The organism is Glycomyces terrestris, assembly GCF_003933745.1.
GTDB classification, from domain to species: domain Bacteria; phylum Actinomycetota; class Actinomycetes; order Mycobacteriales; family Micromonosporaceae; genus Glycomyces; species Glycomyces terrestris.
This window is the reverse complement of sequence record NZ_RSEB01000003.1, coordinates 772,187-784,923: the sequence shown is the minus strand read 5'-3', so window position 1 is coordinate 784,923 and position 12,737 is coordinate 772,187. Positions and strand designations below refer to the sequence as shown.

Genomic DNA, 12,737 nt, shown 5'->3' with positions numbered 1-12,737 from the left:
GCTCAGACTTCGATCTGGGAGCCCATGATGATGGTGCGCTCGCGGGGGAGCCGGAAGTGGTCGGCGGCGTCGGCGGTGATGCGGGAGGTCGCGATGAACAGGTGCTTGCGCCACTTGGCCATCGTGGGCTGCGCGCCGGGGCGCAGCTGGATCGTGGAGAGGAAGTAGGTGGCGTCCTCGACGTGGAGCCGGCCGCCGTGGCGGGTGCGGTCGAGGAGGGCGAGGGCGCGGGGCACGTCCTGGACCTCCATGTAGCCGAAGCGGACCTGGACGTAGACGATGCCGTCGTCGGCGAAGCCGAGGAAGTCCTCGCTGATGCGCTCGTCGTCGGCGATGCGCGGGACCGGTTTCGTCTCGATCGAGGCGATCACGATCTGCTGGTGCCGCACGTGGTTGTGCTCCATGTTGGCGCGCAGGGCGAGCGGGGTGGTGAGCTTGCCGCGGTTGAGGAACACGGCGGTGCCGGGCACGCACTTGGTCTTCGGGAGCTCGGCGCGCAGCTGCTTGACGCAGGCGCGGAGCGGGCCCTCGCGGCGTTCGCGCTCGGCGGTGACGATCGCGCGGCCCTTCTGCCAGGTGACCATGACGGTGAACGCGGCGACGCCGATGAGCAGCGGCAGCCAGGCGCCGTGGACGAGCTTGGTGAAGTTCGCGGCCAGGAAGAGGAGGTCGAAGCCGAGGAGGAGCGCGCCGCCGGCGGCGACGACCCATACCGGGAGGTTCCAGCGGTGCTTGGCGATGTAGAGGAACAGCAGGGTCATGATCGCGATCGTGCCCATGACGGCCATGCCGTAGGCGTACGCGAGGGCGTGCGAGGAGCGGAACGCGAACACGAGGGTGAGCACGGAGACCATGAGGAGCCAGTTGATCCACGGGACGTAGATCTGGCCGTACTGCTCGGCGGAGGTGTGGTCGATGCGCAGGCGCGGGAGGTAGCCGAGGCGGGAGGCCTGCGCGGCGACGGAGTACGCGCCGGTGATGACGGCCTGGGCGGCGATCACGGTGGCGCACGTGGCGAGGAGCAGCAGCGGGAGGCGGGCCCAGCCGGGGGCGAGGAGGAAGAAGGGGCCGCTGACGGCCGCGCCGTCCTCGAGGACCATCGCGCCCTGGCCCATGTAGTTGAGGAGGCAGGCGGGGAAGACGAGGATGAGCCAGGCCTTGGTGATGGCGGGGCGCCCGAAGTGGCCCATGTCGGCGTAGAGGGCCTCGGCGCCGGTGACGCACAGGACGATCGCGGCGAGCGCGAAGAACGCGATGTGGAAGTGGCCGAAGAGGAAGTCGGCGGCGTAGACCGGCGAGAGGGCCTTGAGGATCTCGGGGTGGCCGCTGATCCCGCGGATGCCGAGGAGGGCGAGGACGCAGAACCAGACGATCATGACCGGCCCGAACGCGCGCCCGACGGCGGCGGTGCCGCGGCGCTGCACGGTGAACAGCACGACGATGATCACGGCGGTGACGGGGACGACGAGCCCTTCGAGGTGCGGTTCGACGACGCCGATGCCCTCGACGGCGGAGAGGACGGAGATCGCGGGCGTGATCATCGAGTCGCCGAGGAACAGGGAGGCGCCGAAGATCCCGAGCGCGGCGAGCGCGAGCGCGGTCGTGCGGCCGCGGCCCTGCTTCCAGCGGTGGAGGAGGGTGATGAGGGCCATGATGCCGCCCTCGCCGTCGTTGTCGACGCGCATCGCGAGGAGGACGTAGGTGACGGTGACGATGATCGTCATCGACCAGAACATGAGGGAGATGACGCCGTAGATGCTCGCCTCCTGGACCGGCACCGGGTGCGGGTCGGCGGGGTTGAACACCGTCTGGAGGGCGTAGATGGGGCTGGTGCCGATGTCGCCGAAGACGATGCCGAGGGCGCCCACGACGAGCGCGAGGCGCGTGGCGCTGCGGAGGCCGGGCCCCTCGGGGGGCTCGGCGGCGGTGGCGGGTCCGGGCTGACCCGCGGTGCCGGCGGCGGCGGTCACTGCGAACACTCCTACTTGAGAACGGGCGGCCGGACCGGCGGGCGGGCACCCGCGGACCGTTCCGACCGATGCACGATACCTCGCGGACACGCTCCGTCGACCTGGAGCGCGAGACGCGGCACGCGTGAACGGCGGCGCTCGTTGCCCGGGATCACAGCCCCGGCGGCGGGCACGGCGAGGACCGCCTTCACCGCCGGGAAAGGGCCCCCGGTTTCCAGGCTAGGCTCGAGTTCCTGAAGCGGAGCTGAAGCGACCTGAGGGGAAGCTGAAGGCAGCTTTGGGCCCCCGATATCGAACGTAGTCGGGGACACCTGAAGCCGAGCTGAAGCAACCTGAAGCGAAGCTGAAGCCACCGCTGGGCCCCCGGTCTCGAAGGTAGACGGGGACACCTGAAGCGGAGCTGAAGGCGGCTTTGGGTCCCCGGTCTCGAACGTACTGCGGGAGACCTGAAAAGGAGCTGAAGCCGGTTGACAAAGTTTGGCGACGCAACTTAGTCTGGCCGTCCGCGCCATCACCGAGGGAGCCTCCTTGAGCCGTCCGACCGTGTCAGCAGCCGAGTACCCCGTCGTCTCCGGCTTCCACCCCGATCCCACGGTCTGCCGGGTCGGGGACGACTACTACCTCGCCCACTCCAGCTTCGAGTACTTCCCCGGGGCGCCGATCTTCCACAGCCGCGACCTCGTGTCGTGGCGGCAGATCGGGAACATCCTCGACCGGCGCGGCCAGTTCCTGCGCGGCGACGGCCGGCCCTCCGGCGGCATCTACGGCTCGACCCTGCGCCACCACGAGGGCCGCTTCTACTTCGTCACCACGAACGTGGGCGACGCCGGGTCGGGCCAGACCATCGTCTCCGCCGAGGACCCCGCGGGAACCTGGAGCGACCCCGTCTTCGTGCCCGAGGCGGTCGGCATCGACCCCGACCTCGCCTGGGACGAGGACGGCACCTGCTACCTCAGCTGGACGGGCACCGTCGGCGGCGACGACGCCGCCGGGAACGGCGTCTGGCAGGGACGCCTCGACATGAAGACCGGCGGCTTCGAGGCGCCGCCGTACCGCGTGTGGCAGGGCTCCGGGCTCGCGTATCCCGAAGCGCCGCACATGTACCGGGTCGACAGCCACTGGTACCTGCTGCTCGCCGAGGGCGGCACCGAGCGCGGCCACTCCGTGACGATCGCCCGCGCCGAGCGCCCCGAGGGCCCCTGGGAGCCGTGCCCGCGCAACCCCGTCCTCAGCCACCGCTCGACCCCGCACCCGGTGCAGAACACCGGCCATGCCGACCTCGTCCAGACCGCCTCCGGTGAATGGGCCGCGGTTTACCTCGCGGTCCGACCGGGCGGGTTCACGCCCTCGTTCCACGTGCTCGGCCGCGAGACGTTCCTCGCCGGCGTCGACTGGGTCGACGGCTGGCCCGTGTTCGACGAGTCCCGCTACGAGTTCGCGCCCGACGACACCGCGTTCGAGGACGACTTCACCGCCCCCGCGCTCGGCCTGCGCTGGGTCGCGCCCGCGAGCGAACCGGAGAAGATCGCGACGCCGCGCCCCGGCGGCGGCCTCTACCTGCGCGACCCGGGCGACCGCTCCCCCGGGCTGCTGTGCGCCCGCGTCAAGGACCTCCGCTGGGAGGCCGAGGCGGTCTTCGCCGGCTCGGGCCGCTTCGAGGTCCGCATCGACGACCGGCACCGCTACGGCCTGGTCTACGAGGACGGCACCGTGCGCGCCGAGGCCCGCATCGGCGGCGTCGCGGCCGAACTCGGCGCAGTCGCGGCGGACGGCGACGCCGTGCTGCGCATCAGCGCGGTCGAGTGCGAGGCCGAGACCATGACCGCATACGGCCCCGACGACATCGTGCTCGCCGTCGGCGACGACGTGCTCGCGCGGCTCGACGGCCGCTACCTCTCGACCGAGGTCGCGACCGGCTTCACCGGCCGGATGCTCGGGGTGGGCGCGGCAGGCGGCGACTCGCTGCTGCGCCGGTTCGCCTACCGGCCCGCTTAGGGGGCCGCGGCCTCCGGAGGCCGCGGCCCCAGTAATCCTCGCGGCCCGAGTGGCCCTCGCGTCCGAGTGCCCGCGGCCCCAGTAATCCTCGCGGCCCGAGTGGCCCTCGCGTCCGAGTGCCCGCGGCCCCAGTGGACCTCGCGGCCCCAGTCCTCGTGGCCTAGTGCTCGCGGCCCCAGTGCTCCTCGGCCCTAGACCTCGCGGCCCTAGCGCTCGCGGCCCCAGTGCTCCTCGGCCCTAGTCCTCGCGGCCCTAGCGCTCGCGACCAAATCCTCGCGCCCTCTCTCGCGGCCTAGTGCTCACGGTCCTTGCCGTGGTCCCTGCCTTTGTCCTCGTGCGAGAGGTCGCGGACCACGACGACCGGGCACGGCGCGTGCGAGACGCAGTACTGGCTGACCGAGCCGACCAGCGTCCCCACGAACCCGCCGTGCCCGCGCGACCCCACGACCAGCAGCGACGCGCCCTCGGCGGCGTCGATGAGGACCCGCGCCGGGTGCCCGGCGACCGTGTTCTGCTCGATGGCGACGCCGGGCTCGTTCCCGGCGACCTGGTCGACCGCGCGCGCCAGGGCCTCGCGCGCGGCGGACTCGAACTCCTCGTTGCCCGGCATCGCCAGCACCATCCCGGTGCCGTACGCGGCCGGCACCTCCCACGCGTGGACCGCCTCCAGTCCGGCTCCGGTGAGCGCCGCTTCGCGCAGCGCCCACTCCAGGGCCCGCAGCGACGCCGCCGAGCCGTCCACGCCGACGACGATCCGCTCCGGCCTGCTCTCCGAGACGTCCATGTCCGCTCCTTCCGTACAGTGCCCGCGGGGACTGCGGGAACACGGCAGGGATACCCGGCGCGGCCCGCCGCGAATCCGGCCCGCTCCCCCGGCGGGGCGCGATCGGCGCGAATCGCGGCCCGGGCGCCCGGACCGGAGTTATATTCAGGCCCGATGCCCGCCGGCACCCGAGCACGCGGGCAGGACCTGCGAGGATCCCATGGCGCACGACACCGCGACCGAAGCGCGTCCCGCGGCGAAACTCGCGTTCTGGACGCTCACGTCGATGGTGGTCGGCTCCATGGTCGGCGCCGGCGTCTTCTCCCTCCCCGCCCGCTTCGCGCAGCAGACCGGCGTCGCCGGCGCGCTCGTCGCCTGGGCCATCGCCGGCACCGGCATGCTCATGCTCGCGTTCGTGTTCCAGCAGCTCGCCGTCCGCCGCCCCGACCTCGACGCCGGCGTGTACGCGTACGCGAAGGCCGGCTTCGGCGAGTACCCGGGCTTCTTCTCCGCGTTCGGGTACTGGGCCAGCGCCTGCGTCGGCAACGTGACCTACTGGGTCCTCATCATGTCCACGGTCGGCGCGCTCGTGCCCGCGCTCGGCGAAGGCGACACCGTCCTCGCCCTCGCGCTGTCGTCCGCGGGCCTGTGGGGGTTCTTCCTCCTCATCAAGCAGGGCGTGAAGGAGGCCGCGGCGATCAACCGGATCGTCACGGTCGCCAAGCTCATCCCCATCGCCGTGTTCGTGGTCCTGGCGCTGTTCTTCCTCGACCCGGCCGCGTTCGCCGCGAACTGGGGCGGCGCCGACTACGCCGGGTCCCTGTTCAGCCAGGTCAAGGGCACGATGCTCGCGACCGTGTTCGTGTTCCTCGGCGTCGAGGGCGCGAGCGTGTACTCCCGGCACGCGAAGCGCCGCGAGGACGTCGGCCGCGCGACCGTGACCGGGTTCCTGTCGGTGTTCGCAGTGTTCGCGTCGGTCACGATCGTGTCCTACGGGATCATGCCGATGGACGAGATCGCCGAGCTGCGCCAGCCGTCGATGGCCGGCGTCCTGGAGCACGCGGTCGGCACCTGGGGCATGGTGTTCGTCAGCGCCGGCCTCATCGTCTCGGTCCTGGGCGCGTACCTGGCGTGGACGCTCATGGCCGCAGAGGTCCTGTTCGTGGCCGCGAAGGACCGGGACATGCCGCGCTTCCTGGCCCGCTCCACCGGGGCGGACGTGCCGGTGCCGGCGCTCGCGCTCTCGACCGCGCTCAGCCAGGTCGTGCTGGTCGTCACCTACTTCTCCGAGGACGCGTTCAACTTCGCGCTCGACCTCACCAGCGCGCTCACGCTCATCCCGTTCCTCCTCGCCGCCCTGTTCGCGGTGAAGGTCGCGGCCGGACGGGACCGGGACGCGGTGGGCGCCAGGGCGGGCGGGGCGCTCCCGATCGCGCTGCTCGCGGTCGTGTACACGGCGTTCCTGCTGTTCGCGGCGGGCCTGAAGTTCGTGCTCGTCTCGTTCATCGTGTACGCCCCGGCCACGATCCTGTTCGTCATGACCCGCCGCGAGCAGGGCCGGCGCCTGTTCAGCCCCGGCGAGGCGGTGCTCCTGGCCGTCTCGGTGGCGGGCGCCGCGCTCGGGGTCACCGCGCTCGCACTCGACTGGATCAGCATCTGAACAAGCTTGGGGGAGAAGCGATGAGCGAGGAGTACGGCGTCCATTCCGAGGTGGGCCGCCTGCGCAAGGTCCTGGTGTGCCGCCCGGGCCTGGCCCACCGGCGGCTGACGCCGACGAACGCCGACGGGCTGCTGTTCGACGACGTCATGTGGGTGGAGAACGCGCAGCGCGACCACGCCGACTTCGTGGCCGCGATGCGCGGGCGCGGCGTCGAGGTGGTGGAGCTGCACGACGTGCTCGCCGCGACCGTGGCGGACCCGGCGGCGCGCTCGTGGCTGCTCGACCGCAAGATCACCGCGAACGAAGTGGGGCTGGGTCTGATCGAGCCGACCCGCACGTTCCTGGAGTCGCTCTCGCCCGCGGACCTGGCCGAGTTCCTCATCGGCGGCATGTCGACCGCGGACCTGCCGGAGGACCTGCGCCCGGCGTACCTGGCGCTGGCGCGCGAGTCGACGGGCGCGCGCGAGTACCTGATGCCGCCGCTGCCGAACACGCTGTACACGCGGGACACGACGTGCTGGCTGTACGGCGGGCTCACGCTCAATCCGCTGTACTGGCCGGCGCGGCACGACGAGACGCTGCTGATGAAGGCGGTGTACACGTTCCATCCGGACTTCACGGGGTCGACGGTGTGGTGGGGCGACCCGGACGAGAGCTGGGGGCAGGCGACGTTCGAGGGCGGCGACATCATGCCGGTGGGGAACGGCGTGGTGCTCATGGGCATGAGCGAGCGCACCTCCCGGCAGGCGATCACGCAGGTGGCGCGGGCCCTGTTCGCGCGGGGCGCGGCCGAGCGGGTGATCGTGGCGGGCATGCCGAAGCTCAGGTCGGCGATGCACCTGGACACGGTCTTCACGTTCGCCGACCGCGACGTGGTCACCCTGTACCCGAAGATCATGGACGCGGTGCACACGTTCTCGCTGCACCCGGCCGACCGGGAGCCGGGCCTCGACCTCGTCGACCACGGTTCGGCGCCGTTCACCGAGGTGGTCGCGGAGGCGCTGGGCCTGCCGGGGCTGCGGGTCATCGAGACCGGCGGCGACGTGTACGCCTCCGAACGGCAGCAGTGGGACTCGGGGAACAACGCGGTGGCGCTGGAGCCGGGCGTGGTCATGACGTACGACCGGAACACGCAGACGAACACGCTGCTGCGCAAGGCCGGGATCGAGGTCCTGACGATCGTGGGCGCCGAGCTCGGCCGCGGCCGCGGCGGCGGCCACTGCATGACCTGCCCGATCATCCGCGACCCCGTGGACTTCTGAGGCGGGCCGGGTGACCGCGGCCACGCGGTGGCCCGCTCGGTCACATCCGCGGCCAGGATTGCGTCATACCGGTGACCGCACACAAGGAGGGACCGGAGATGACCGACGACCAGTGGCTCGCGCGACGTTTCGAGGAGGACCGCCCCCGGCTGGAGTCGGTCGCGTTCCGGATGCTCGGCTCCTCCGGGGAGGCCGAGGACGCCGTGCAGGAGGCGTGGTTCCGCTTGGCGGCCAGTGACGCCGACCGGATCGAGAACCTCTCCGGGTGGCTGACGACCGTGGTGGGCCGGGTGTGCCTGGACCAGCTGCGGCGCCGCAAGTCGCGGGCCGAGCTGCCGATGCCGGAGTCCGGGGCGGAGCCGGCGGCGCTGCCGACCCTCGCGGGCGCGCCGGTCGACCCGGAGTCGTCGGCGGTCATGGCCGACTCGGTGGGCCTGGCGCTGCTGGTGGTCCTGGAGACGCTGGAGCCGGCGGAGCGGCTCGCGTTCGTGCTGCACGACATGTTCGGGGTGCCGTTCGACGAGATCGCGCAGATCGTGGACCGCACGCCCGTGGCGGCGCGGAAGCTCGCGAGCCGGGCCCGGGCGCGGGTGCGCGGCACGGGCGAGCCGGAGCGGCGGGACGTGGCGCGGCAGCGCGCGGTGGTCGAGGCGTTCATGTCGGCGGCGCGCGAAGGCGACTTCGACGCGCTCGTGTCGGTGCTCGACCCTGACGTCACGCTGCGGACGGACGCGGCCGAGGTGGGCACGATCCTGCGCGGCGCGGCCACGATCGCGGGCGGCGCGGTCACGTTCGCGGCCATGGCGACCCAGGCGCAGCTGGTGCTCGTCGACGGGCGCATCGGCGCGGTCTCCTCGATCCCGGACATGCCGCTGCCGACGCGGGTGCTCGTCTTCACCGTCGAGGACGGCCGGATCACGGCGATGGAGGGCATCACGGACGCGGCCCGGATTCGCGGGATGGAGCTGACGCTCCTCGACGCGTGAGGGTCTCAGCTCAGCTCAGCTCAGCTCAGCTCAGCTCAGCTCAGCTCAGCTCCCAGGATCGTGCCATCTCTCGATTCTCGATCGGTATCTATTGATTTTCGATAGAAACCGATCGAGAATCGATGCATGAACGCATTCCTCATCTTCATGCTCCGGCTGGCCCTCGCGGCCGCCTTCCTCGCCGGCCTCTTCGGCCAGGTCCTCGTGGTGCCGAACTCGCTCGCCGAGGACGTCACCGCCGCGTACGGCGACTCGATGGCCACCGTGGTCGTCCCCGCCGCGATCGCGGGCATCGCCTGCGTGCAGGTCGTGCTCGTCGCCACCTGGCGGCTCCTCGGCATGATCCAGGGCGACGCCATCTTCAGCGAGCGGGCCTTCGGCTGGGTCGACGTGGTCGTCTGGGCGACCGCCGCCGCGACCCTGCTCTCCCTGCTCACCGCCGCCTACATCTTCGTGTACGGCAGCGGGGCCGACGAGATGCGGCTCCTCGGCGACATCGGCGCGCTCGTCGCGTGCGCGGGCGGCGGCGCGGCCTTCGCGATGTTCACCCTGATCATGAAGGGCCTGCTGCGCAAGGCGACCGAGCTGCGGACCGAGATGGCCGAGGTCATCTGATGGCCATCGCGGTCGACCTCGACGTGCTGCTCGCCGAGCGCGGCATGTCGGTGGGCGAGTTCGCCGAGGCGGTCGGCATCAGCCCCGCGAACGTCGCGGTCCTCAAGAACGGCCGCGCGAAGGCGGTGCGGTTCTCGACCCTGGAGGCGATCTGCCGGGTCCTCGAATGCCAGCCCGGGGACGTCCTCCGCTGGGTCCCCGACGAGCAGCAGTAAGGAAAGGCGAACGGCGGCACCGGTTTCCGGTGCCGCCGTCGTCGTCTTCGCGCGGCGGCCGCGTCAGGCCGCCGCACCCGCCTAGTGCCCGAACCGGTCCGAGTCCGCGGCCGCCGCCTCGCCGCGGTCGAGGGCGGTGAGCGCGTCGATGTCGGCCGGGTCCAGCTCGAAGCCGAACACGTCGAGGTTCTGCTCCAGCCGCTCGGTGTTCGCGGACTTCACCGCGACCGCCAGGCCCAGCTCGAGGTGCCAGCGCAGCACGATCTGCACCGGCGTCTTCCCGTACTTCTCGGCCAGCGCGACCACGAGCGGGTCCTTGCGGACCTCGCCGCCCTCGCCGCCGATCGGCGACCACGACTGGGTGACGATGCCCTTGGCGTCGCCGTGCTCGCGCGAGGCGTCGCGGGTCGTGTACGGGCTCAGCTGGATCTGGTTGACGTCGGGCACGACCCCGGTGGCGTCGATGATCCGGTCGAGGTGGGCGGGCTTGAAGTTGGAGGTGCCGATCGCCTTGACGCGCCCGGACTCGAGGAGCCGGACCAGGCCCTGCCAGGCCTCGGTGTACTTGCCGTGCTGCGGGTTCGGCCAGTGGATGAGGAGCAGGTCGAGGTAGTCGAGCCCGAGGAGGTCGAGGCGGCGCTCGGCGGCCTCGGCCGCGAGCTCGACGCCGTGCCATTCGCGGTTGAACTTGGTGGTGACGAACAGGTCCTCGCGGGCGACGCCGGAGGCCTTGAGCCCCAGGCCGACGCCGCGCTCGTTGCGGTAGTTCTCGGCGGTGTCGACCAGCCGGTAGCCGAGGCCGATCGCCTCGGCGACCACCCGCTCGGCCTCCGCGTCGTCCATCGGCCAGGTGCCCAGGCCCAGGCGCGGCATGTCGGCGCCGTGGAGGAGGCGGACGGTCGGTGCAGTGGGAGCCATCGGTGGAGTCCCTCTCTCATCGGATGCGATTCGGCGTCCTACGCTACCCCGCGTCCCGCACCGCGGCAGGCTTTGTACCGGTGCAATGATTTCTTTGTACTGGCATGTATCGTTCCGATCATGGGTACGAATCAGAACGCCGTGCTGCGCGTCCCCGCGGCCTCCCCCGCCGACGCGCTCGCCCACTTCACCGGCCTCATGGCCTACAGCACCGACGTGTCCGACGTGCACGCCGCCATGGACGCCGGGGAGCCCGGCTTCACGCTGGTGGACTCGCGCGGCGCGGCCGCCTGGTCGCAGGGCCGCGTCCCCGGCGCCGTGCACCTGCCGACCGACGAGATCGCCTCCCGCGCAAGCGAACTGGTGGACCCGTCGCAGCTCGTGGTGGTGTACTGCTGGGGCCCGGGCTGCAACGGCGCGTACCGCGCCGCCGTCGAGTTCGCCCGGCTCGGCTACCGGGTGAAGTACATGATGGGCGGCTTCGAGTACTGGGCCCGCGAAGGACTCCCGGTCGAGACCGACGCCGGCGTCGAACGCGGCAGGCCCGACCCGCTCACCGCCCCGTCGAGCGGCGTCTCCTGCGCCTGCTGACCGCGGCGCGCGCGCCGGATCGGCCGCGACCCGCCGGTGCACCGGGGCCGTCCGCTCGAGCGATTTCCTCGAGCTCCCCGCCCGGCACCACCACGCGATCGCGGCCGGCCGCCTCCCCGACATCCATCGCGATCCGTTCGACCGCTTCCTCATCGCGCAGGCCCGGTGCGACAACGCCGCGATCATGACCCGGGACTCGGTGATACCGAAGTACGACGTCGAGGTGTTCGCGGTCTGAATCCCACGGCGGCGTTCGCGCTCGTGGGCTGCTGACGCAGGTGCGGGGACCGGCCGCTGCGGCCGGTCCCCGCCTCCGCTCTGGGGTTGCGGCGCTAGTAGCCGCCCTCGAGGACGCCGGTCGCGCCGTCCTCGGCCGTGGCCGTGATCGTGAACGCGTCGTCCTCGCCGCTGCGCGGACCCCCGTTGGGGTCGAACTGGCCCGCGAGCGTGTACTCGGCGCCGGCGGGCACGACCGCGCCCTCCTTCAGGGTCCAGCGCAGGATCGTGACGCCGTCCTCGCTGGTGACGACCGCCTCGGTGAAGAGGTTGTCGTCGGTGGTCCACGAGTCGAGGTGGGTCAGGCCCTCGCCCTCGGCGAGGCGCAGTTCGACCTCGAGCCCGGTCAGGGCCCTGTCGCTGGAGAAGACGACGGACGACTGGGTCCAGTACTCGGTGTTGTTCGGGTCGATCACGCCGGCGGCGTCCAGCCACTCCGGGGCCTCGGGGCCGCCTTCGGGGGTCTCCTCGTCGGTGCCGGTCTCGGCGGCGGTGGTGCCGGTGTCGGAGGGCCCGCCGGAGGGGGACTCGCCGCCGGTCGTCCCGCCGTCCCCGGCGGGGGTCTGCGACTGGGTGCCGGGCCCGCCCGCGGGGGGCGCGGAGTCCGAGTCGGCGGAGGGCCCCAGGCCCAGCATCTGTCCGAACAGGACGACGGCGCCGACGAGGAGGACGGCCGCGCCGGTGGCGAGCGCCAGGTGCGGCATGAGGCGGCGGCGGGCGGCCGGGGCCGCGGCGCCGCGCGGCTCGCGCATGCCGTCGGCGATGCGGGTCCACATGCGGTCGGCGTCGGGTTCGAACTCCTCGGCGGTGACCCGGAGCCGGTCGGGCAGCTCGTCGTTCACGGCCCGGCCTCCTTCCTGATCTCGGCCCGCGCGGACCCGTCCCCGGCGGCGCCGAGGAGGCGCCGCAGTTCGGCGAGGCCCTTCGAGGTCTGGCTCTTGACGGTGCCGATCGAGATGCCGAGGGCGTCGGCGGTCTCGCGCTCGGACAGGTCGAGGGAGTGGCGCAGGATGACGCAGGCGCGCCGGCGCAGCGGCAGCCGGTCGAGCGCGGCGCGCACGTCGAGGACGGCGGCCGTGTCGGGGCCCTCGGCGGCCTCCGTCGGGCGCTGCCAGAAGAGGGTGTTGCGGCGGCGCTCGCGCACGGCGGCCCGGATGCGGGCCTTGGCGAGGTTCGCGACGATCCCGCGCGCGTACGCGATCTGCGAGCGGGCCCGGCGGGCCTGGTCCCATTGGCGCCACACGGCGAGCATGGCGTCGGCGGCGATGTCCTCGGCCGCGGCGCGCTCGCCGATGAGCATCCACGCGAAGCGCGCCAGCTCGGCGTGGTGCCGCTCGAAGAAGGCGCGGAAGGCGTCTTCCTCCAGCTTGGCGGGGACGTCCAAGGGGGGCCTTCCGGTCGCGGTGCGGGGAGGCGATTCTAGCAGCAAGACCGTGACCCCCTCACGTTCCGTTGCACGACAGGCGCAGGCACCCCCGGTGCCCGC

General features: G+C 72.3%; 12 protein-coding genes. 7 read left to right on the top strand and 5 right to left on the bottom strand.

Annotated elements, in window-relative coordinates:
• Positions 1 to 2: 2 nt before the first annotated feature.
• Positions 3 to 1,970, bottom strand: a complete 1,968-nt coding sequence (locus EIW28_RS13595) for a potassium transporter Kup (protein WP_125248217.1) — start codon at positions 1,968 to 1,970, stop codon at positions 3 to 5.
• A gap of 528 nt (positions 1,971 to 2,498) precedes the next feature.
• Here EIW28_RS13595 and EIW28_RS13590 point away from each other — a divergent pair.
• Positions 2,499 to 3,965, top strand: a complete 1,467-nt coding sequence (locus tag EIW28_RS13590) for a glycoside hydrolase family 43 protein (protein ID WP_197717239.1) — start codon at positions 2,499 to 2,501, stop codon at positions 3,963 to 3,965.
• A gap of 292 nt (positions 3,966 to 4,257) precedes the next feature.
• Here EIW28_RS13590 and EIW28_RS13585 read toward each other — a convergent pair whose 3' ends face one another.
• A complete protein-coding gene (locus EIW28_RS13585; RefSeq protein ID WP_125248216.1) occupies positions 4,258 to 4,749 on the bottom strand; it encodes a universal stress protein in 492 nt (163 codons plus the stop codon).
• Positions 4,750 to 4,948: 199 nt separating this feature from the next.
• Between EIW28_RS13585 and EIW28_RS13580 the strand changes: the two genes are divergently transcribed.
• The 5 genes from EIW28_RS13580 to EIW28_RS13560 all read left to right on the top strand — a co-directional run bounded on the left by EIW28_RS13580 (position 4,949) and on the right by EIW28_RS13560 (position 9,466).
• Entirely contained in the window at positions 4,949 to 6,388 is a 1,440-nt protein-coding gene (locus EIW28_RS13580) for a basic amino acid/polyamine antiporter (RefSeq protein ID WP_125248215.1), read from the top strand.
• Positions 6,389 to 6,408: 20 nt separating this feature from the next.
• Complete coding sequence (locus tag EIW28_RS13575; RefSeq protein ID WP_125248214.1) at positions 6,409 to 7,650, top strand: arginine deiminase; 1,242 nt, start codon at positions 6,409 to 6,411, stop codon at positions 7,648 to 7,650.
• Between the two features lie 98 nt (positions 7,651 to 7,748).
• Entirely contained in the window at positions 7,749 to 8,636 is an 888-nt protein-coding gene (locus EIW28_RS13570) for a sigma-70 family RNA polymerase sigma factor (RefSeq protein WP_125248213.1), read from the top strand.
• Positions 8,637 to 8,762: 126 nt separating this feature from the next.
• A complete protein-coding gene (locus tag EIW28_RS13565; RefSeq protein WP_125248212.1) occupies positions 8,763 to 9,251 on the top strand; it encodes a DUF2975 domain-containing protein in 489 nt (162 codons plus the stop codon).
• Positions 9,251 to 9,466, top strand: a complete 216-nt coding sequence (locus tag EIW28_RS13560; protein WP_125248211.1) for a helix-turn-helix domain-containing protein — start codon at positions 9,251 to 9,253, stop codon at positions 9,464 to 9,466. The genes EIW28_RS13565 and EIW28_RS13560 overlap by 1 nt, the downstream gene beginning before the upstream one ends.
• A gap of 81 nt (positions 9,467 to 9,547) precedes the next feature.
• On the opposite strand, the gene EIW28_RS13555 is transcribed toward EIW28_RS13560, so the two are convergent.
• Positions 9,548 to 10,384: an aldo/keto reductase gene (locus tag EIW28_RS13555; RefSeq protein WP_125248210.1), complete on the bottom strand. Its 837-nt coding sequence runs from the start codon at positions 10,382 to 10,384 to the stop codon at positions 9,548 to 9,550.
• Between the two features lie 120 nt (positions 10,385 to 10,504).
• On the opposite strand from EIW28_RS13555, the gene EIW28_RS13550 reads away from it, so the two are divergent.
• Positions 10,505 to 10,975 (top strand): rhodanese-like domain-containing protein, encoded by a 471-nt coding sequence (locus tag EIW28_RS13550; protein ID WP_125248209.1) that lies wholly within the window; start codon positions 10,505 to 10,507, stop codon positions 10,973 to 10,975.
• Positions 10,976 to 11,307: 332 nt separating this feature from the next.
• Here EIW28_RS13550 and EIW28_RS13545 read toward each other — a convergent pair whose 3' ends face one another.
• Together EIW28_RS13545 and EIW28_RS13540 are read right to left on the bottom strand one after the other, a co-directional pair.
• Positions 11,308 to 12,093 (bottom strand): hypothetical protein, encoded by a 786-nt coding sequence (locus EIW28_RS13545; protein WP_125248208.1) that lies wholly within the window; start codon positions 12,091 to 12,093, stop codon positions 11,308 to 11,310.
• Entirely contained in the window at positions 12,090 to 12,635 is a 546-nt protein-coding gene (locus tag EIW28_RS13540; RefSeq protein WP_197717238.1) for a SigE family RNA polymerase sigma factor, read from the bottom strand. Before EIW28_RS13540 ends, EIW28_RS13545 begins: the two co-directional genes overlap by 4 nt.
• Positions 12,636 to 12,737: the final 102 nt, after the last annotated feature.

What these genes read in the sequence shown, in the direction of transcription:
- EIW28_RS13565 (WP_125248212.1), top strand. Translation starts at nt 8,763, where the DNA reads ATGAACGCATTCCTCATCTTCATGCTCCGGCTGGCCCTCGCGGCCGCC.
- EIW28_RS13575 (WP_125248214.1), top strand. Translation starts at nt 6,409, where the DNA reads ATGAGCGAGGAGTACGGCGTCCATTCCGAGGTGGGCCGCCTGCGCAAG.
- EIW28_RS13555 (WP_125248210.1), bottom strand. Translation starts at nt 10,384, where the DNA reads ATGGCTCCCACTGCACCGACCGTCCGCCTCCTCCACGGCGCCGACATG.
- EIW28_RS13550 (WP_125248209.1), top strand. Translation starts at nt 10,505, where the DNA reads ATGGGTACGAATCAGAACGCCGTGCTGCGCGTCCCCGCGGCCTCCCCC.
- EIW28_RS13585 (WP_125248216.1), bottom strand. Translation starts at nt 4,749, where the DNA reads ATGGACGTCTCGGAGAGCAGGCCGGAGCGGATCGTCGTCGGCGTGGAC.
- EIW28_RS13560 (WP_125248211.1), top strand. Translation starts at nt 9,251, where the DNA reads ATGGCCATCGCGGTCGACCTCGACGTGCTGCTCGCCGAGCGCGGCATG.
- EIW28_RS13580 (WP_125248215.1), top strand. Translation starts at nt 4,949, where the DNA reads ATGGCGCACGACACCGCGACCGAAGCGCGTCCCGCGGCGAAACTCGCG.
- EIW28_RS13570 (WP_125248213.1), top strand. Translation starts at nt 7,749, where the DNA reads ATGACCGACGACCAGTGGCTCGCGCGACGTTTCGAGGAGGACCGCCCC.